This window comes from Pyramidobacter piscolens W5455 (assembly GCF_000177335.1).
Classification (GTDB): Bacteria; Synergistota; Synergistia; order Synergistales; family Dethiosulfovibrionaceae; genus Pyramidobacter; species Pyramidobacter piscolens.
This window is the reverse complement of record NZ_ADFP01000071.1, coordinates 12,880-32,204: the sequence shown is the minus strand read 5'-3', so window position 1 is coordinate 32,204 and position 19,325 is coordinate 12,880. Positions and strand designations below refer to the sequence as shown.

General features: G+C 55.1%; 17 protein-coding genes and 2 tRNA genes. 2 read left to right on the top strand and 17 right to left on the bottom strand.

Translation table 11 applies throughout. The features are described from left to right. Positions 1–28: 28 nt before the first annotated feature. From HMPREF7215_RS06370 to HMPREF7215_RS06330, 9 genes are all read right to left on the bottom strand, one after another. Positions 29–1,483 carry a 2-oxo acid dehydrogenase subunit E2 gene (locus HMPREF7215_RS06370; RefSeq protein WP_009164909.1) on the bottom strand — a complete coding sequence of 485 codons (1,455 nt, stop codon included), beginning with the start codon at positions 1,481–1,483 and terminating at the stop codon, positions 29–31. A 176-nt stretch (positions 1,484–1,659) separates the two neighbouring features. Continuing rightward, positions 1,660–2,958: a TRAP transporter large permease gene (locus tag HMPREF7215_RS06365; RefSeq protein ID WP_009164908.1), complete on the bottom strand. Its 1,299-nt coding sequence runs from the start codon at positions 2,956–2,958 to the stop codon at positions 1,660–1,662. Positions 2,959–2,974: 16 nt separating this feature from the next. Beyond that, positions 2,975–3,445 (bottom strand): TRAP transporter small permease, encoded by a 471-nt coding sequence (locus HMPREF7215_RS06360; protein WP_009164907.1) that lies wholly within the window; start codon positions 3,443–3,445, stop codon positions 2,975–2,977. 121 nt (positions 3,446–3,566) lie between these two features. Then, positions 3,567–4,637 (bottom strand): DctP family TRAP transporter solute-binding subunit, encoded by a 1,071-nt coding sequence (locus HMPREF7215_RS06355; protein ID WP_009164906.1) that lies wholly within the window; start codon positions 4,635–4,637, stop codon positions 3,567–3,569. 161 nt (positions 4,638–4,798) lie between these two features. Next, a complete protein-coding gene (locus HMPREF7215_RS06350) occupies positions 4,799–5,776 on the bottom strand; it encodes an alpha-ketoacid dehydrogenase subunit beta (RefSeq protein ID WP_009164905.1) in 978 nt (325 codons plus the stop codon). 15 nt (positions 5,777–5,791) lie between these two features. Then, complete coding sequence (locus tag HMPREF7215_RS06345) at positions 5,792–6,796, bottom strand: thiamine pyrophosphate-dependent dehydrogenase E1 component subunit alpha (RefSeq protein ID WP_009164903.1); 1,005 nt, start codon at positions 6,794–6,796, stop codon at positions 5,792–5,794. Between the two features lie 99 nt (positions 6,797–6,895). Then, positions 6,896–7,522 (bottom strand): GntR family transcriptional regulator, encoded by a 627-nt coding sequence (locus HMPREF7215_RS06340; protein ID WP_009164902.1) that lies wholly within the window; start codon positions 7,520–7,522, stop codon positions 6,896–6,898. A 532-nt stretch (positions 7,523–8,054) separates the two neighbouring features. Further along, on the bottom strand, positions 8,055–9,713 hold the full coding sequence (locus tag HMPREF7215_RS06335) for a carbon starvation CstA family protein (RefSeq protein ID WP_009164901.1): 1,659 nt from the start codon (positions 9,711–9,713) through the stop codon (positions 8,055–8,057). Between the two features lie 121 nt (positions 9,714–9,834). After that, positions 9,835–10,266 carry a hypothetical protein gene (locus HMPREF7215_RS06330; protein WP_009164900.1) on the bottom strand — a complete coding sequence of 144 codons (432 nt, stop codon included), beginning with the start codon at positions 10,264–10,266 and terminating at the stop codon, positions 9,835–9,837. Between the two features lie 177 nt (positions 10,267–10,443). Here HMPREF7215_RS06330 and HMPREF7215_RS06325 point away from each other — a divergent pair. Further along, positions 10,444–10,518: transfer RNA gene (locus HMPREF7215_RS06325), tRNA-Val, on the top strand. 199 nt (positions 10,519–10,717) lie between these two features. Here HMPREF7215_RS06325 and HMPREF7215_RS06320 read toward each other — a convergent pair. From HMPREF7215_RS06320 to selA, 8 genes are all read right to left on the bottom strand, one after another. Further along, positions 10,718–11,428 (bottom strand): P-II family nitrogen regulator, encoded by a 711-nt coding sequence (locus HMPREF7215_RS06320; RefSeq protein ID WP_009164899.1) that lies wholly within the window; start codon positions 11,426–11,428, stop codon positions 10,718–10,720. Next, entirely contained in the window at positions 11,421–12,959 is a 1,539-nt protein-coding gene (locus tag HMPREF7215_RS06315; protein WP_040550716.1) for a DUF1538 domain-containing protein, read from the bottom strand. The genes HMPREF7215_RS06320 and HMPREF7215_RS06315 overlap by 8 nt, the downstream gene beginning before the upstream one ends. Before the next feature lie 186 nt (positions 12,960–13,145). After that, positions 13,146–13,220: transfer RNA gene (locus HMPREF7215_RS06310), tRNA-Ile, on the bottom strand. A gap of 32 nt (positions 13,221–13,252) precedes the next feature. Continuing rightward, positions 13,253–13,432, bottom strand: coding sequence for a ferredoxin (locus HMPREF7215_RS06305; RefSeq protein ID WP_009164897.1), 180 nt, complete (start codon positions 13,430–13,432; stop codon positions 13,253–13,255). Between the two features lie 74 nt (positions 13,433–13,506). Further along, entirely contained in the window at positions 13,507–14,295 is a 789-nt protein-coding gene (locus tag HMPREF7215_RS06300; protein WP_009164896.1) for a phosphoribosyltransferase family protein, read from the bottom strand. 31 nt (positions 14,296–14,326) lie between these two features. Continuing rightward, positions 14,327–14,962: a GHMP family kinase ATP-binding protein gene (locus tag HMPREF7215_RS06295; RefSeq protein WP_050768878.1), complete on the bottom strand. Its 636-nt coding sequence runs from the start codon at positions 14,960–14,962 to the stop codon at positions 14,327–14,329. A 296-nt stretch (positions 14,963–15,258) separates the two neighbouring features. Then, positions 15,259–17,178, bottom strand: coding sequence for a selenocysteine-specific translation elongation factor (selB, locus tag HMPREF7215_RS06290; protein ID WP_009164894.1), 1,920 nt, complete (start codon positions 17,176–17,178; stop codon positions 15,259–15,261). Next, positions 17,175–18,605, bottom strand: coding sequence for an L-seryl-tRNA(Sec) selenium transferase (gene selA / locus HMPREF7215_RS06285; protein ID WP_156797458.1), 1,431 nt, complete (start codon positions 18,603–18,605; stop codon positions 17,175–17,177). Before selA ends, selB begins: the two co-directional genes overlap by 4 nt. 108 nt (positions 18,606–18,713) lie before the next feature. Here selA and yedF point away from each other — a divergent pair, with 108 nt between their 5' ends. After that, positions 18,714–19,313 carry a sulfurtransferase-like selenium metabolism protein YedF gene (yedF, locus tag HMPREF7215_RS06280; RefSeq protein WP_009164892.1) on the top strand — a complete coding sequence of 200 codons (600 nt, stop codon included), beginning with the start codon at positions 18,714–18,716 and terminating at the stop codon, positions 19,311–19,313. The last annotated feature ends 12 nt before the right edge of the window (positions 19,314–19,325 follow it).

Here is a 19,325-nt window from a genome sequence, read left to right as displayed (position 1 = left end):
AACGTTCTCTCGCCAGAGCCCTTCTTCTTCAGAGCAGCATCAGGTAAGGATTTTCCAGGAGCTCCTTCAGCCTCTGCAAGAACTTCGCCGCGTCGGCGCCGTCCACAGAACGGTGATCGGCGGTCAGGCAGAAGGTACTCATTGGGCGGATCGCGATCTGTCCATCCCGGACCACAGCACGCTCTTCGATCATAGTTACACCGAGAATGCAGGATTCAGGCGGGTTGATGATGGGCGTAAAGTGCTTGATGCCGAACATGCCCAGGCTGGAAATCGTAAAGGTGCCACCGGACATGTCGTCGGGCATCAAACTGCCGCTGCGGGCCTTTTCCACAAGCGCCGCGCTCTCGCCTGAAATTTCTGCCAGTCCCTTGGTCTGCACGTTCTTGACGTTGGGAACGACCAAGCCGCCGTCCACCGCCACAGCAAGGCCAATATTGACGAAGCCATGCATGACATAACACTTGCGCTCCATGTCGGTCGAGCAGTTGCACATGGGCATCTCCATAAGAATTCGAGCGCAGGCCTTCATGATAATGTCATTAAAGGAGACCTTGGCGCCGTCGTTCTTCAACGCATTGCGCATCGCCTTGAGAGCAGTGCAGTCCACGTCGGTCTGGTAATTGACCGCGGGAATCGCAGTGACGCTCTCGGTCATGCGCTCCGAGATAATCTGACGCATTTTCGTCATGGGTCTTGCGTCCGCGTCGTTCTCACAGGGTTTCACAGCCTCTGAGACTTTGGTGGCAGAAGCTGCGGGAACGATCCCAGCGGCTTTCATGACATCGCCGCTCATGACGCGACGACGGCCGAGCCCCAAATCAGCCATGTCCACGCCAAGCTCCGCAGCCATCTTCGCGGCGAGCGGCGATGACTTGACCTTATTCGCGGCAAGCCATGCTTCCACGTCGGCCACATGGATCATAGGCGGCTCTCCGTGACCAGCGACAGCGGAAAGATCCACCTTTCTCTCTTTGGCCAGACTCCGCGCTTTAGGCGTCGCATTGACGGTACGGGCATCCGCATAGGCCCTGGCGTCCGAGAGGTGAACCATGGGAGGCTCGCCGTGTCCCACGATCAGTGAAAGATCGATACCACGGGCTTTCGCAAAGGCGCGGGCCTTGGGCGAAACGTTAACAGAGCTCTCCCTTAGCGGCGATACCGCCGCTAAGGGTAACGTCACGCTGGCTTCCGGGACTTTGACGGAAACGACCTTCGCCGCGGGAGCGGCCTCGACCGATTCGCCGACGCCTCCTACAATGCCCACTTCGCCGCCGACGGTAACTGTTCCCTCTTCGGGCACGACGATTTTCAGCAGCGTTCCGTTTACCTCCGCCCGATACTCGTAGGTCAGCTTGTCGGTAGAAACGACGAACAGGGAGTCTCCCGTCGCAACTGAATCTCCTTCTTTCTTCAACCATTTCGAAATCGTTCCTTCAGTCATCGTCAGACCGAGTTTGGGCATTGTAATAGAAGTTGCCATGAATCAATTCCCTCTTTCCCTATAATAAAGAATCCGATGCCAAGATGCCTCCTGTTCAAACACTCCGGCTCGCCGACCAAGTGTCCAGAAAAGTTTGCTCCTGCCTTCTCCATCCACGCAGCCAAAGCAACGCTGCAACTCTCCCATCCGAACGAATAGGAGAAGGCCGAAGAAACCTACAGCATACCCATCCAATGAGGAAGAGCCGTCGTAATCGAGGGAAACAGCGTGATCAGCAACAGCGCAATCAGAGCGGCAAAAAGTTGAGGAAGAACGTCTGGAACTATATCTTCAATCGACAGGTTGCTGATGCGAGCCCCAACATAGAGATTGACCGCTACAGGAGGCGTGACCTGCCCGATTGCCAAGTTGACGGTCATCATGACGCCGAACCAGATGGGATCCCACTGAAAATGAGCGATAATGGGCATCAGAATAGGCAGAAAGATGTAGCAGATCGAAATAGCATCGAGAAGCATGCCCGCAAAAAGCAAGATCACATTGATCATGAGCAGGATAATGACGGGGCTATCAGAAACAGACAACAGGACCGCCGCAATTTTATCGATCAGGCCGATAGTAGCTCCAATCCAGCCGTAAAGCCCGGCGCAGGTGACCACGAGCATGACTACGGCGGTCGACACTACCGTGTCGACGAGAATATCGTAGAACATCTTCCACGACATGGTGCGGTAGACCACCATGCCGACAAACAGGCCGTAGAATACGGCCACAGCTGCGGCTTCGGTCGGAGTGAAAATTCCACCGTACACTCCGCCGAGGATAATCACAGGAGTAATAAGTCCCCATAAGGCATCCACGAAGGCCTTCCACACCTCCCTGGAAGCCCCCCGGGGCGCGCCGCGGTAGCCGCGTTTTACCGATACGAGATAAACGAGAACGCACAGACATCCGGCAACCACCAGCCCGGGGAACACGCCGGCAGCAAACAGCGTGCCGATGGACTGTTCCATGATATCCCCGTAGACGATGAAGCAAATACTCGGAGGGATGATGATGGCGAGCCCTGCCGCGACCGACACCACGGCCGTCGCAAAGGGTTTATCGTATCCAGCGTCGACCATGCCGGGGATAAGGATAAGTCCCAGGGCGGCCACCGTAGCAGGCCCCGACCCCGAAACGGCCCCCCAAAAAGCGGCGACGAGAACGGTCGCCACTGCAAGTCCGCCGGGCATGTCGCCCACAAGCTGCTTAATCAGGGCGATCAGGCGTTCCGCGATCCCCACCTTCTCCATAATGACGCCAGCCATGACGAAGAAAGGGATTGCGAGCAGAGGGAACTTGGCAATGCCTGAAAAGTAGCTGTAGGAAAGCATCTGGTAACCCATATCCCAACCAATGGCGACGACGATGGCCGTCATGCCCAGGGAAATGGCGATAGGCACGCCGAGAAGCAGAGGGATGAAGAAAAGGATGACAGTCCAGAGCGCCGAATCCGAAAAGAATTCGCTCATAAGAATCGCCCCTTTCTCAATATCTGCCCTGCGCGACGAAATCACGCGCAGCCTGCGAAAATCTAATCAAAATAATTACAGAAAAGAAGGGGACCGCAGCAGAATACACGGCCGATGGGATAGCGAGCGATTCCGTGACAGATCCGAGTTCAATCTCATCTATCACCTGAGAGGTTCCGAGCCACGTCAGCAGACCGAGGAAGACCACCGTCAGAAAGCAAGAAAAGCAGAAACAAATCTTGCGAACTTTCTTTGGTAGATGATTATACACAAAGGTCATGGCTAGATTCGCATTCTGGCGGAAGGCCAAGGATGTCCCCGCCATCACGAGCCACACAAAAAGGTTAACCGTCACTTCCTCGGTGAACGAAAGCGGATATACAATAACATAGCGAGTTATCACGTTTACGAAGGTAATCGAAACCATTATAAAAAGGACAACCGCGCCCACGATCTCTTCAAAGTGAGCGAAGAATTTTTTCAACATAACGCTGCTCCTTTCACGTTGAAAGTGTACCGGAACAGAAAAGTTGCGCTGTCGAGAAAACGCTCAGTTAAGTGGGGAGCGCTTTTGCGCGCTCCCCTTTCTGTATGAAATACCGAGAGAACTACTTCTTGGCGACGGCGGCCATATCTGCGACTGCCTGATCCATGATCTGAGGGAACTTACTGTACCACTCGTCGCGAACCGGTTTTGCCAGAGCGGCGAAGGCGGCGGTCTGCTCCGGAGTCAGCTTGGTGACGACCATTCCGACCTTGGCGAGTTCTTTATACCAGTCGGTAACTTCGGGCAACTTGTTCATCTTGGCAAGGTAATCATAGGCCCAGCCGTCGTCAAGGCCAATCCGGGCAAGGGCAATCTGGAATTTCGCGGCTTCCTTGGCCGCTTCCTCGATGATTGCCTGATCTTCCTTAGTGAAGGACTTCCAGACGCCAGGGTTCACCGAGAACAATGTGGGATCGATTACACAGTGCCAGTCTAGCATGTACTTGTTGTACTCGTAGACTTTTACGGGGTAGAAGGTGTTGATTGGGTTCTCCTGGCCGTCGACGACGCCCTGCTGCAGGGCAGTCATCGTATCGGACCAGTTCATGGCGATGGGATTGGCTCCCATAGCTTTGTAGGTGTCGAGGAACAGTTTGGAGCCAACGACGCGGAGCTTCAACCCTTTGAAATCCTCCGGGGTGTGGATCTCCCTTTTCGAGTTGGTCAACTCGCGGAATCCGTTTTCGCCGTAAGCGAGAACTTTAACGCCCTTGAGCTCCACGGCAGTCTTGATCATGGCGCCGCTCTTGCCGCCTGTGATGGCATCCATCGCGGCATAGCGATCGGGCTGCTCCGCCACGAAGAAGGGCATAGCGAAAAGATTCAGCTCCACCACCTGAGGCGACCAGTTGATCGAGGACTGACAGGCAAAGTCGATAGCCCCGTTGCGGATCATCATAAAGGCATTGGTCTGCTTGCCGGTAGTCAATTGAGCGTTGGGATAGACCTTAATGTTGACGCGCCCGTCCGTTCTGGTACGAACCAGATCTGCAAAGTATTGAGCTCCCTGCCCCCAGGCGGTGGTAATGCTGGGAACGATATCAAGTTTGTACTCGCTTTTGTAGGCTGCCATAGCAGGAACGGTAATGCCAACAGCCAGGAGTGCCAACAACACTACTGCAAACTTTTTCATAAAATACCCTCCTCACATTATTTTGAGCATGAATTAAGCTCTCAAAAGAGCTTCAAAACGCCTCGTAATACTCGCAACACAACATCTATTTACTTAAGAATCTCAACGATCATAATAAAAATAACTTTCACGTCATGTTCCTAAGATTCACAAAAGAAACACTAGAACATTTTCCTGATGCCAGCCATGATCTTCTCCGGCGAAAGTCGGTAGGCCTGCTCCAGCGTACGAGCGAAGGGAACCGGAGTAAAGGGAGCTCCGAAACGAAGGATCGGCGCATCAAGCATTCCGATGGCTTCTTCAGCAACGGTAGCGGCGATTTCACCGCCAAAACCGCCATGCTTCACAGCCTCATGGACAATACAGAGGCGACTAGTCTTCGCAACGGACTCAAGAACCATTTCCTTATCCCAGGGAACGATCGTACGAAGATCGATCAGCTCAACGCTGATACCTTCCTTTTCTGCCAGTTTAACGACTTCCTGGCACGTAGTGTGCAAACAGTGAGACCAGGAAACCACTGTCACGTCCGTACCGGCCTTGTCAATTCTTCCCTTGCCGATGGGAACGTAAAAATCGCTGTCTTCCGGGACTTCGCCTTTGGTGCTGAACAGGGCTTTGTGCTCAAAGTATATAACGGGGTTGTCATCACGAATCGCAGATTTCAAGAGACCTTTCGCATCGGCGGGATTGGAGGGGGAAACAATCTTCAATCCAGGAATATGTGCAAAAATCCCCTCAACCATTTGAGAATGCTGTGCGGCAGCCTGGCTGATCAATCCATCAGGAGCGCGGAGGACCATGGGAACAGTCTTTTGCGCTCCGAACATGTAATGAACTTTAGCCATTTGGTTGAACACCTCATCGCCGCAGACGAGCATAAAATCGGCAAAATGCATATCGGCAACGGGACGCATACCCGCAAGAGCAGCCCCGACGGCAGCACCGACGATCGCCGTTTCACTGATCGGCGTGTCACGGACTCTATCAGTGCCGAAGCGTCCCGGGAGTTCCTTGAATTGGCCGAAAATGCCTCCCTGACGGGCGATGTCCTCTCCCATGACGAATACGGAGGGGTCACGCTCCATCTCTTCGATCATGGCCTCTTGAGTTGCCTGAGAAAAAGTGATGGTCTTCATAGCTGACGAGCCTCCTTATACGTAGAGATCCTCATAGATCGCTTCAGGCGCGGGTTCCGGACTTTCCTTGGCGAACTTCAGTGCCTCGGCAATTTCTTGTTCTGCCTGCTTATAAACGGCATCGAGATCAGCTTGAGTCAAGGCCCCGGCCTTCAGAACTTTTTCCTCAAAACGGGTGATCGGGTTGTTGGTCTCGAATTCGTGCTGAACTTCCTCTTTTGTGCGGTATTTCTCGGGGTCACCCACGAAGTGTCCCTTGATTCGATACGTCTTGCACTCCAAGAGGGCGGGACCTGTCCCCGCGCGGATATCAGCGACAATGTCCTTCGCGGCCTCATACACAGCTAAAACATCGTTTCCGTCCACAACATAGCCGGGAATGGAGTATCCCTGGCAACGATCGGCAATGTTTTCTACGGATGTGGTGGTTCTGTAAGGAGTCGTGGAAGCCCACTGGTTCATTTCACAAACGAATAACACTGGCAGCTGCCAGATGGCCGCCATGTTCAGAGCCTCGTGAAAAGTGCCGCGATTGGAAGCGCCATCGCCGAAAAACACAACGGAAACCTTGTCTTCGCCAGAAAGTTTTGTGGCTAATCCAGCGCCAACTGCTAAAGTGTAGCCGCCGCCCACAATGCCGTTAGCCCCGAGCATGCCGATGCTAAAATCCGCGATGTGCATAGAACCACCCTTGCCTTTGCAGTAGCCCGTGGCTTTGCCAAAGATTTCGGCCATCATGCGTTTTAGATCGGCTCCTTTGGCGATTGTATGGCCATGGCCGCGATGGGTACTTTCGATGTAATCGCGATTGGTTAGATTCGCCATAATACCAGCAGCAATGGCTTCTTCGCCGATGTAGAGGTGCACGAACCCAGGGATCTCACCCGCGAGGAAATGAGATTCGACCGTCTGTTCAAAAAGCCGGATGGTTACCATCTTTCCGTAGAGCTCCGTCAAGAGTTTTTTGCTGTACTTCCCCACAGGAACCGTCGGTTCCTTATGAATGGCAAGTGCACTCATCCAAACAACCTCCCTAACGATTTTTTGACTCCTCTCGGTGAAGTGGACTCCATCGTGAGGTGAAGTAACTCCCTTGAACCTCTGTCTTCTCACGCTCCATCAAGAAATCAGCACGTGTTTCGCAAAAACCATGTGGGCGTGCATCTGCCGCTTGGCCTCTTCCGAGTCCCCCTTTCGCAGGGCACCAAGTATTTTCACGTGCCCTTCCAGCGCCTCCAGCATCTGAGGTTTGTTGCGCAAAATGACTCCGCCGGGGGCGAGAAAGCGCTCACGAGCGCTTTTGAGAGTGTCTCTCAGCAGCTGATTGCCGTAAAGACTTGCCAGATAGTCGTGAAATTCCACGTCGCTCTCAAGGAAAGCCGACGAATTGCCGGCGGCTGCGAGCTCCTCCTGAGAATCGACCATCGCCTGCAGCTTCGCGCATTGTTCGTCGCTCAGAGGAAGACTGAGATTCTGAATGACAAACTCCTCCACAGCCATGCGCAACTCCACGATCTCCACAGCTTCGGCTATCGAGATTTCGTTGACCATAGAACCTTTATGCGAACACCCCTTCATGAATCCCTCCATGACCAGCCGCTGAAGAGCTTCACGTACAGGGGTTCGGCTCATGCCGAGCTCATCACCTAGACTTTTCTCTGAAGGGGTGAATTCCGACGTTAAATCTCCCTGAAGAATCATTTCTTTGATTCTTTTGTACGCAATGTCCCTTTTCGTAGCAGACAATATTTCCCCTCCCTTTAACGTTGCAGCATAACGTAAAATCTTCTTAAAAAGAACGGCTTTTCACTTTCCATTTACGCGCTAGAACATCATAAAATCCCGGTAGTATTTTTTCAGTATACCAAAAAAATACCGTGTTGTGTTTGAATAATATCAAAATTACAACTCTTTGTCAAATGCAATAATTAACATTGTAAAAACGATGGCCCCTTTCTTAAACTCACCATTTCGCGAGGAGCAGGCAAGTAGATAACGCATATCGAAAAATAAAAGCCCCGATTGAAAAACGCCGCGCTACACACGGTGGTGTTACAAAAATCACGCAACACAGGATCTCACGCCCTTTTCGCGTGCCGAAAAGGGCGAAGAACTTGTGCCCTGTTTAACGAAAACAAGGATGAACTCTTTTGCTGCGCCAAGCAAACTACGCCAAGACTTTCTATCAAGAATTCGCATGAAACGGGATCTTTTCGTTCACAAAAAAAAATCTTCCTCCGGAGAGGAAGATTTTTTGTCCATTTCAGTTTCAGTCGTCTCAGGCGCTTTGCTTTTCGCTGGAATGCATCGTCCTGATTCCAGCGATGGACATGGCGATCCCCAGAACGATGAGGATAACCGCCAAGCTGGAAAGCAGATAGTTGGGCTGGGCAACCGCGAACCGTTCCTTCACCTCGATGATCAGCGAGAAGACCGTCGTTACAAGCATGAACCAGAAGGGAGCATACACGAAAGTATGCTTCTTTTTGAGGCCCAGTTTGACCCAGGCGGCGATGCTCAGAAGGCTCAAAGCGGCGACCATTTGGTTGGCGGCGCCGAAAATGGGCCAGATCGCCAGCCATGCCGCGATCACCTTGCCGCTCACATCGTGAGTCTTGGTGTAGACCAGGCAAAGAGCGAGGACGATAACGAAAATCGTCGCAGGATACATACTGACTTTGCCGCCGGTGATCTCCTGGACCTGATAGCGGGCCAGACGGGTCGCCGTATCAAGAGAGGTCAGCAGGAAGCTATTGATGGCGATGGCGCCCAGACGGGCACCGAACGTGGCGTCAAGTCCAACGAGCGTCGAGAACTTGCCAAAACCCAACGAGAAAATCTGCACGGGAGAAAGTCCCTTTGCGCCCTCGAGGCCGATCACCATCAGCGTGCCGATGGAGATGACGGCCACCAGGCCTTCGATCAGCATCGCGCCATAGCCGACAAGAACGGCGTCCTTCTCCTTGCGAAGCTGCTTGGACGTCGTGCCGCTGCCGACGAGGCTATGGAAGCCGGAAATGGCGCCGCAGGCAACCAGGACGAACATGGCAGGCCACATGGCGCTGGAAGAGAAGCCAAAGTAGCGGACGTTGGCAGCCACCACGGAAACGGTTTTCGAATCGAGCGCGCTGCCGGCGAACATGCCGTACGCGCCAACGATCACGGCAAAATACAGGAAGTATGAGGCAAGATAATCGCGGGGCTGAAGGAGCATCCACACCGGCAGAATGGAAGCGAAGAAAATATAAACGCCGAGGAACGCGTTCCAGAAGTTGATGTCATGGGCAAAAACGGTGTTGATCAGCCAGGGGGCCGTCTCGGCGTTGACCTTGACGCAACCGCCGACGATCAAGGCGAGCATGACGATCGTGACGACCCAGAGAGGAACGTGCCAGCGATAGATCATGAAGCCGGCGATGATCGCCAGGACAATATAGAGAGTGCTGACAAAGGCGACGACAGGATCAGCCGCAAACGTGCCGGCGGACATGACCAGGAAGACGGCGACGACGAGGATCAGCGTGAGGATGGTAAAACTCAGGAAAAGGAATTTTCCCGTTTTGCCGATCCATTTTTCGACAACCGCGCCGATCGACTGGCCGTCATGGCGAAGAGAGGCGACCAGCGCGCCCATGTCATGCGGTCCGCCGAGGAAGGTGGAACCGATGACGCACCACAAAATCGTGGGCAGCCAGCCAAACTTCATGGCTGCGGCGATGGGCCCCGTAATGGGGCCAGCGCCGGCAATCGAAGCAAAGTGGTGCCCCAGCAAGACGGCCGGATGGGCAGGACAGTAGTCGATCCCATCTTCGAACTTGACAGCAGGAGTCTCGTTCGTGTCGGAAAGGCCGTACACATTCGCCATAAAGCGCCCATAAACGATGTAGCCGATGATAAATATGACAGCAGAAATACCAAACATCATTGGAAACAGCATATAAAACACACCTCCATATAATTTTTTGCGCCCTTCCGTCTTGGGCGTTTTTCTATCGTGAACCGGGAGGACCTGCTTCCCCACCGGCACTCACCCCATGAAATCTTGCCACGCTTGCGCTTTATACCGACGACTCCCCCTTATGAGCCAAGGCATATTTGTGGGCCGCATCGATGAGCTGGGTAAGATCGGTCAGCCTTTTCAATGAATCTCCCAGAGGCGTATACTGATAGACCTCGACAAAGCCGCTGAATCCCATCCGAAAAGATTTGCTCCTTGAAGTGGTATTCCCTTCTGGGCGGACGAAAATATAGCGTTGAAGCATTAAGCCTTTTTGGTGCCTGACATTTTTGAACAGATGCTCGACGTCCCCATCCTCATATTTCCAGATGATGTAATCATCCGCTTTATAACGGCCAACCTCGCCAAGCAATCCCGCTTTTATGAAATCGACCCGACGATAAACCCCCGACGCGCTGCCGCTTTGCCATGGCTCAAAACGCCAATCGTCCCAATAAATTTTTCCGCCCGTTAAATAGGACATATCGATCATTTTGGCCACTCTCCCACACGATGAGGTATCCATTCGACTGCATACAGCGCATTTTATCCATCTAACTCTTTCAAATCTTACCACAAAAGCAAAACGCCGTATACAAGCAACTTCTCCCTTTTGGGGGTTGCAAAAATCGCACCGAGCATTTATAATCTCATACGTTGCAAACAAAAAGGGCGATTAGCTCAGTGGAAGAGCGCTTCCTTCACACGGAAGAGGTCACAGGTTCGAACCCTGTATCGCCCACCATCGAGACCGGCATATCCGCAAGACGAACCGTCTTGCGGATTTTTTTATTTTTCTGGGCAAGCGGCCCGCGCGGCTTTAGTATAGCATATTAATACATAAAAATCGACATGACGGATCGCGCAAAAGTTTTAATATGCCCGTCCATTATCCGCGCGCCTCACGCGCGATCCGCCAACGATCGAATTCAGATCTCTCGTTGCTACGCCGGGTCGGGACTCTCCAGGACCGCGCCGACTCCTACAACATCGTCGACCGGCACCGAAAAGATCGTGCCCATTTCCGGGGATTTCTCCGCCAGAGTTTTGCTGACGGCGGACATGATCTTCAATTTTTCTTCGCGTTGAACCAGTATTGCCAGGATTTCCATTTCATCATACAGCTTCAACCCGAAAAAACTTTCCGTATTTTCGTCGCCGACAGCGCGGGCCCTCATCACGGTCCCCCCGCGCGCGCCGGCGCTCCGGGCGGATTTCATGATCGAATCGACGAAACCATCTTCCGTGCTGACAATGATCAATTCGTATTTGTTTTCGTTAGTCTTATACATGACGCGCTCCTCGTTTTTTTTCTCACGAATGGCTGACAGGTAACGACGCGGTATTCCCTGGTTCACGGATGAAAGCGGTACGGTAAAAAGGATCCCCCGCCCGGCGTTGCGAAGCTGCATGGCGTCCGAGATCTGGGTGATGAGAGCGGGAATCCAGGAACGCGGGGTCAGGCTGAACACCACGACTTTTTCCTTTTCGCCAATGCCCAGGATGTCCAAAATCTCGGTGCTCGCCGTTCCTCTCCCCCAGCAGGAAAGCGTCAGGGAAACGTTTTTCCCTTTGAAGAAATTTGTGGCCTGAAGCGCTTTGGTCCGGTCGACAATCGTGACCATGAGTTCCATTACGGGCAATTTCTCAGTCATTATACGCAAGCTCCTCCGGAGTGTACTCGATAATAACGAAGTTGTCGTAAACCTTACTGACCGGCGGCTGTTTGGCAGCGGCCCTCAGGCGCATGTTATAGAGCACGCCGAGAATTTGGATCGAGATGAGCGGCGTCATCGCCACCATGGCGACGACGCCAAACGCGTCCGTCAGGATGGAACCGCCCGCGCCCTCGCACGCGCCCATGGCCAAAGGCAGAAGAAACGTCGCCGTCATGGGGCCGCTGGCAACGCCGCCGGAGTCGAAGGCGATTCCGGTAAAAATGGGAGGGACGAAAAAGGTCAGAACAAGCGCCAGCGCGTAACCCGGAATGATGATCCAGTAAATGGACAGTCCCGTAATCGCGCGCAGCATCGCAAACGCAACGGAACAGGCCACGCCGCAGGCCAAGCTGACATGCATGGCCCGTTGCGAAATGGTGCCGCCGGTAATCTCTTCGACCTGCTTGTTCAAAACGTGGACGGCCGGCTCCGCGTCAACCACATAATAACCGATAATCAATCCGAGAGGCAGCAGCAGCCATCTGTACTCGGACATGGCCAGCGACTTGCCGATAAAGTGCCCGGCCGGCATGAAGCCGACGTTGACGCCGGTAAGAAAAAGCACGAGCCCGAGAAACGTATAGACAACCCCCACGACGATGCGGACAAGAGAGCCGCGGCGGAAAAGGGCAAAGATCCCTTGGAAAACGACAAAAAAAGCGACCACGGGCGTCAAGGCGAGCGAGACTTCTTTCAAATAAGCGGGGATTCTTACAAAGAAGCTTTCGGCAATGTCGATCGAGGTCATCTTGTCCATCGAGGCAATCGTTTGAGATACGGCCGCCGTCTGGGGATCGTAGATCATTCCCAGGAGCATCACCGTCAAGATGGGGCCGACGCTGCAGAGGGAAACGAGACCGAAACTGTCCTCCTGAGACGATTCATCGTGGCGCATCGACGCCATGCCGACGCCGAGAGAGATGATAAACGGGACGGTGATCGGTCCCGTCGTGACGCCGCCGGCGTCGAAAGCGACGGGAATAAAAGACTGCGGCGTAAAGTACGCGAGAAGAAAAACCACTCCATACAGAAACAACAAAACGTGAGCAAGCTCGATCTTCAATAGAGGGCGAAGCATCGCGATGACAAGAAAAACGCCGACGCCGCCGGCAACCGTGATGATCAGCATAAAATCCGAAACCGCCAGCACCTGCCCGGCCAATACCTGCAGATCCGGCTCGGCGATCGTCGTGATCAGACCAAGCAAAAAACAGACGGGCACGGCAAAGGAAAGTTTGCGCAGCAGAGTGATCTGCTTTCCGACGCCCTCCCCCATCGGCATCATGGCCATGTCCGCGCCGAGAGAGAAAAGCCCCATCCCCACGATCAAAAGCACCGCGCCGACAAGAAAAAGCATCAGTATCTCCGCAGGCATGGGGACGATCAATGCGCTCAGCACAACGACCAAGAGAGAAATAGGCGTAACTGACTTGAGTGCCTCGCCGATCTTCCCCTTCAACTTATTCAATGCCTTCAGCCTCCCTGGAACGCTGCCGTACACGGCAGCTTTGTATTTTCGACAAAGGTGTTCCTTTATAAAAGCTCAAACCTTGCGGCGTTTCGAGGAAGAGCCGCAAAGCGACACACACAGTATAACAAAAAAACCTCGCCGCAAGCGAGGTTTCGCAAAAAATTCAATCACGTAACAGACAAATGGTGGGCCCACCAGGGTTCGAACCTGGAACCTCCCGGTTATGAGCCGGCAGCTCTGCCCTTGAGCTATGGGCCCTCTCAGATCATGCAACCAGACGACGAACGACGTTATTCAACCGCAATACACGAGACCGGACAGCTTTTCACAGCCTGCTCCACCGCTGCATTGCCTTCCTGGCGAATGACTTTCGCCACGCCGCGCGCTTCGTCAAGAGAGAAAACGTCCGGCGCGATTTGTACGCAGACGCCGCAGCCAATACATTTCTCCGTATCTAGGGTCACAAACATGAGCCAGTCCCCTTCCCACGACGCACAATTATAACCAGCGCCACGACATGAGTCAACCCGTCATTCCATGCGCATCAAAAGAGCGAAACGCGCTCCTCGCCATGCAAAGAGAGCTTCAATAAAGCTTTATATTCGCTGACGGCTTTTTCCTCCGGCTCGTCCACGACGATAAACACGCCCATCCCGACCAATTCCGCGCGGAATTCACGCACGACCTGAGCCATTCCGGCCGCAGTGCTGCCGCCGTGCATGAAATCGTCGATCAGAAGCACCTTGTCGTCGGGCGAAAGGATTTTCGTTCCCATGTACATCGAGCGGACTTCGCCGCTCTGCGTCGGATAATGCACGCAGACGGCCGGCCCATCGCTGGCGCGGTTTCGAAAACGGCACACCGCCAGAGGCACGCCCAAAGCCCGGGCCGTCGCCAGCCCAAGGGGGATTCCTTTTACCTCCGAGGTCATGATCAAAGTGGGATGAAGCCCTTTAAAATCCGAAGCGAAAGCCAATCCCAAGATATCCGTATAGACGGGATTGAAGAGGATATCCGCATAATAAATCAACCCTCCCGGCAGCAAACGGCTGGGGGCGGAAAGGATTTTCGCGACGTTCTTCAAAAACTCTTCGCGCCGTTCCGGGGACAATGCGGGGACGAGAAAAGCTCCTCCGGTGCGGCCACGGTCTACGACCAGATGGCCGTATCCCTCTTGCGTCAGGGCATCGTTCACCATGGACACATCATCGCTGATCACGGTCTTCGAAACCCCGAACTCATCGGCCAGACCGGTCAGTGAAATCTGACATGACGGGGAAGAAAGAAATTTGGAAGTTATACGAATAAGCCGTTCCGTACGCTGACCTTTCATGTCGTGTCACACCTTTTCTTTTTCGATCGATTCAAAAAACAAGCACGTCCTCCACCCAGGGCAACGCAGTGCTGAAACCGCGAAAGTCGTTCTTATTCCACAAGGCAAAGGCAGAGCTGCCGCTGCCGCTGATTCCCCAGGCGATGGCCCCGCTCCGATAAAAATCGGCAAAAAGCGCTCGATATTCGCCGCGTTCCCTTAAAAGCAGATCGGAAAAATCGTTCGGCAGCAGGCCGCAGAACTCTCCGCGCACAAGCCGGTCAAAAACTTGACGCGCTTCCGAGCACGCCCGCTCGCTCGTGCTTTTCCATTCGTCATGAAAATATTCGTCCAGTCTGGCAAACATATCGGCCGTCACACAACGCCACGTCGGTATGGCGACGACGACTCGCCATTGGGCTGGGGAGGCCTGCAGCGGCGAGAGTTTTTCCCCCGCCCCCCGCGCAAGCGCCGCAGAAACCCGGCTGAGCAGAAACGGAACGTCGGCGCCGATCTCCGCAGCGAATCGTCCCACGGGATACCCCGCCGACGCCAGATAATCCAAAAGCGCGGCGGCGTCGCCGCTGCCGCCGCCCAGCCCCGTTCCCGGCGGTACTCTTTTCTCGAGGCGCATGTCCAGCGGCGGTACGGCGATGCCCGCAGCGCGGATCCTGTCCAGCGCTTTCAAAAGAATATTGCGTCCCTGGATGCCTGACTTTGTCCGGCTAAAAATTACCCTTACATTATCCTCTACGTCCTCATTAATTGTCAAGCAATCAACCGGCCCGATTTTGAAAAAGACGGAGCACAGGTCATGATAACCGGATTGCAGCCTGCCCACAACTCGCAAAGACAGATTTATCTTGGCCCAGCAGTTCCGAAATTCCACCTCGATCAGCCTCCTGCACGCTGCGACAAAAAAAGAGGCCGGAGCCTCTTTTTGAAATAATCAGCGCCTCTTCATTCCGGAGAAGACTCTGCTTTTTAGTCTTTTTTCAAGAGAATTCTCTTTTCGCCGACGCGCCGCGTGATCCCTCTTCCGTCCATGTACTCAAGGACAGGCAGGACGAACTTGCGGCTGCTGCCCGTCAAATCCCGCACTTGCGCCAGCGTGAACCCTCCCTCGATCCGGCTCAGCCGGGCCAGAAGCGGATTGAGAATCTCGACCGCGAGGACAAACGTCCCTTCAAGAACGACGACTTCATTGTTCTTTTTCAGCTGATCCAGCAGTTTTCTAAAATCTCCGGCCGTCATGTTCAGGTTTTTCGGCAAAGCCTCGATTTCCGGCAGCTGAAAACCGCACCTGGAACAATGATCCAGCAGTTTTTTCCGCGCCTCGCTGTACGCAGAGTCGTCGACGGCTGCAAACTTCGGCAGCGCCAGCACGTCTCCGTCAACTCTGAACCGGCTCTGCTCGACGGCCTTTTCCAGGATCAGGCGGCCGATTTTCCGTTCCGACTCAGAGAAGACCTGATTGATCAGCGATTCCGGCGCGATCCCGCGCTGGTGCGGATAAGCGGCATGGAACGCCTTCGCTGCGGCACGAAGTTTTTCCACGGCGTTCCGATAGCTTTCCGCCGAAAAGATCATGCCGTCGCCGACGTGGAGACGCACCAATTTGCCGCCGCTTTCCAGCTTCTCGAGGACCGCGGCAAGGTCCTGACGGCGCTCTTGCGCCTGCACCATGAGTTCGCTCATGGAAAGGCTCCCCTCGAAGTTCACGATCGCGCCGACCCGTTCCTCGCGGGTCAACGTCCCGCTGAGCGCGACCAGACGGTCGCGTTCCGATTCGCGGCGTTTCCTGCCCGAGGGGCGGCTCGCATAGGGGACGAGCACTTCTCCGCCGCCGATCGTCCGCAGCGGGCTGTAAAAGCGGATCACAAAGCGCTGCCCCAGCGAAGCGACCACCGGCTCTTCCAGAACCAGCTGAACGGGGGCGGTCTGACCGGGACGGAGATTTTTTTCGTCGAGCAGGGAAACTCTGGTCAGGACGTCGGACGTGCCGATGTGAAGCCGGACGCGCTGCCAATGTTCCAGAGGTTCGGGAACGAAGCCGAGCAGTTTGAGCATCACGTCAAGACACGATGTCGCTTTGTAGACGCTGTCCGCGCAGACGACGTCGCCGTGCCGGATCTCATTCAGATCGAGATCGTTCAGGCACATGGCGACGCGCTGTCCGGCATAGGCGGACTCGACGGTTTTCCCGTGGACCTGCACCGAGCGCACGCGCGATCTCCGCCCGGAAGGATAGACTTCGATCTCCTCGCCGGGAGCAATGCTCCCTTTGTAGGCCGTACCGGTGACGACCGTGCCGAATCCCGCCACGGGAAACGCTCGGTCGATCGGCATGAAGTAAGCGCCGCTGCGCTCCCGCGGCTTTACCTGATCCACCAGACGCTCCAGCGCGCGCCGTAATTCGTCGATGCCGGCGCCGGTCACCGAAGAGACGCTCACGACCGGGCAGCCCTCGAGGAACGTGCCGGCCGTCAGAGTGCGGACGTCCTCTTCGACGAGTGCGAGCATCTCTTCGTCGACCAGATCCTTTTTCGTGATGGCGACGATGCCGTGCTGAACGCCAAGCAGGCACAGGATGTCCAGATGTTCCCGCGTCTGCGGCATCACGCCTTCGTCCGCAGCGACGACCAGCATGACCGCGTCGACGCCGGAAGCTCCCGACACCATCTGCCGGATGAAACGGTCATGACCGGGAACGTCGATCAGGCTGATCACGCGCTCGCTGGGCAGGACCAGCGGCGCGAATCCCAGTTCGATCGTGATGCCGCGTTTTTTCTCTTCGCCCAAACGATCGCAGTCGATTCCCGTCAGAGCTTTGACCAACTGCGTTTTGCCATGGTCGATGTGCCCCGCGGTTCCGACCACGAGCGAAATTTCGCGCCGGCTCATCGTTCCGTCACCAGAGCTTCTCTCAGCGAATCCATCAAGACGCTCTCGTTCTCGGCCGGGAGCGTGCGCATATGGAGCAAAAGCTCATTGCTGCGCGCTCCGGCGACGACGGGCAGAGTACAGCGGCGCAGGCGTTCCTGCAGAATGCCGGCGTTTAAATTCTCGTTGGCCGGAAGCAGCGAAACCGCCCAGCCCGGCAGCGGACGTTCCGGATAAGCGCCGCCGCCGACGGCGTCTTGGACCGGCACGACTTTCGTGTGCAGGCAGAAATCGGCCAGCTCGGCATCAATTCTTTTTTTCAAGGCGGCCGCCCGCGCTTTCAATTCGTCTTCAGACGCGGCGATCATGCCGAGTGAAGGGATTTTTTCCCAGTCGCCGCGAAGATAAATGCGGAGCGTTGCCTCCATGGCGGCCAGCGTCATTTTATCGCAGCGCAAAGCGCGCAGCAGCGGGTACTTGCGGATCCGATCGATGATCTCTTTCCTGCCGACGATGGCGCCGATCTGCGGACCGCCGAGAAGTTTGTCCCCCGAGAAAGTGACGACGTCAACGCCGGCTTCGAGACACTCGTTCACGGTCGGCTCGCCCTCAAGCCCCAGCGTTTGCGCGTCCACGAGAATGCCGCTTCCCAAATCCTCCATCATCAGCAGCCCCTTGGCATGGGCCAGTTCGGCCAGATCCTCCCGGAGCGGCAGGGACACGTACCCCGTAATGCGGAAATTCGACGGATGGACTTTGAGCAGCATCGCCGTTTCGTCGGTAATCGCGTTTTCGTAATCTTTCAAGTGGGTGCGGTTCGTGCAGCCGATCTCCACCAGGCGGGCCCCGGCGAAGCTCATGATGTCGGGAATGCGGAACGAACCGCCGATCTCCACCAGCTCCCCGCGGGACACGACCGCTTCCTTTTTGCCGGCCAGCGCGGCGAGCACCAGCAGCACCGCGCCCGCGTTGTTGTTCACGACGAGCGCCGCTTCGGCTCCCGTCAGCTGGCAAAGAAGCCATTCCACGTGGAAGTTCCTGTGCCCGCGCGCGCCGCTTTCGAGATTGTACTCGAGCGTGCTGTACCCGCAGGCGGCCGCGCGCGCCGCTTCGGCCGCCTCGGCGGAAAGACAGGAGCGCCCGAGATTCGTGTGCACCACGACGCCGGTGCAATTCAGCACGGGACGCAGACTGGGACGCAGCCGACGTTTCAATTCCTGACGCAGTTCCGCAAAAAAAACGTCGCCGTCAAAACTCAGCACTTCTCTGTCGAGAATCATGTCGCGCCAGCGTTCCAGAGCGTCGCGACACATGCGTTTGAGACTGTCGCGGTCGATAATGCCGTCGAATTCGCCCAAGCGGCCGTCGGTGAGAATTTTTTCCATGGAAGGAAGCGACCGCATTACCTCCTGAACGGACTCGACCTTACTCTGCTTCTTAATCAACATGAACACGCTCCCACAGTAAATTTCGAGTAGCATTTTTAACCTTGAATGCTATAATCATTATTGTCGTCGTTTATTATCTCACGAATATTGGAATTGGAGGAAAGAAAAATGATTCAAATCGATGCCAGAGGCAAAGCCTGCCCCGAACCCGTGATCATGACCAAAAACGCCGTCGCCGACAATCCCGACGCCGTCGCCGTGCGCGTGGACAACGTCCCCGCCACGCAGAACGTCTCGCGCTTTTTCGAAAGCAAGGGCTACAGAGCCGTGGTCAGCGGCGAAGGCAAAGATTTCACCGTCACCGGCACCCGCGACGGTTCGCTGCCGGCTCCCGAATTCTGCGGCTGCGACCTGATGCCGTCGGCCAGACTGAAGAACGCCGTTTTCATCGCTCACAGCAGAATCGGCGGCGACGATCCGCAACTCGGCGAAGTGCTGATGAAAGCGTTTCTCGGCACGCTGGTACAGTACGACGAAAACGAGCGCCCGGCCGTGATCGCCCTGATGAACGAGGGCGTCAAGCTTGCGGAACGGGACACGTCCAGCGCCGAAACGCTTCGCGATTATGTGGCGCGGGGCGGCACGGTGCTTGTCTGCGGGACCTGCCTGAAGCACTTCGGCCTGATGGAAAAAGTCGGGGTCGGGATCGTCTCCAACATGTTCGAGATCGTTTCCACCTTGCTTGCCTGCAATACTCTTTCTCTGTGAAATTCCCGACGT

Bases quoted from the DNA above. Each gene is read 5' to 3' on its own strand.
- HMPREF7215_RS06370 (WP_009164909.1), bottom strand. From the start codon at position 1,483: ATGGCAACTTCTATTACAATGCCCAAACTCGGTCTGACGATGACTGAA.
- HMPREF7215_RS06365 (WP_009164908.1), bottom strand. From the start codon at position 2,958: ATGAGCGAATTCTTTTCGGATTCGGCGCTCTGGACTGTCATCCTTTTC.
- HMPREF7215_RS06360 (WP_009164907.1), bottom strand. From the start codon at position 3,445: ATGTTGAAAAAATTCTTCGCTCACTTTGAAGAGATCGTGGGCGCGGTT.
- HMPREF7215_RS06355 (WP_009164906.1), bottom strand. From the start codon at position 4,637: ATGAAAAAGTTTGCAGTAGTGTTGTTGGCACTCCTGGCTGTTGGCATT.
- HMPREF7215_RS06350 (WP_009164905.1), bottom strand. From the start codon at position 5,776: ATGAAGACCATCACTTTTTCTCAGGCAACTCAAGAGGCCATGATCGAA.
- HMPREF7215_RS06345 (WP_009164903.1), bottom strand. From the start codon at position 6,796: ATGAGTGCACTTGCCATTCATAAGGAACCGACGGTTCCTGTGGGGAAG.
- HMPREF7215_RS06335 (WP_009164901.1), bottom strand. From the start codon at position 9,713: ATGCTGTTTCCAATGATGTTTGGTATTTCTGCTGTCATATTTATCATC.
- HMPREF7215_RS06330 (WP_009164900.1), bottom strand. From the start codon at position 10,266: ATGATCGATATGTCCTATTTAACGGGCGGAAAAATTTATTGGGACGAT.
- HMPREF7215_RS06320 (WP_009164899.1), bottom strand. From the start codon at position 11,428: ATGACTGAGAAATTGCCCGTAATGGAACTCATGGTCACGATTGTCGAC.
- HMPREF7215_RS06305 (WP_009164897.1), bottom strand. From the start codon at position 13,432: ATGTTTGTGACCCTAGATACGGAGAAATGTATTGGCTGCGGCGTCTGC.
- HMPREF7215_RS06300 (WP_009164896.1), bottom strand. From the start codon at position 14,295: ATGAAAGGTCAGCGTACGGAACGGCTTATTCGTATAACTTCCAAATTT.
- selB (WP_009164894.1), bottom strand. From the start codon at position 17,178: ATGAGCCGGCGCGAAATTTCGCTCGTGGTCGGAACCGCGGGGCACATC.
- selA (WP_156797458.1), bottom strand. From the start codon at position 18,605: ATGTTGATTAAGAAGCAGAGTAAGGTCGAGTCCGTTCAGGAGGTAATG.
- yedF (WP_009164892.1), top strand. From the start codon at position 18,714: ATGATTCAAATCGATGCCAGAGGCAAAGCCTGCCCCGAACCCGTGATC.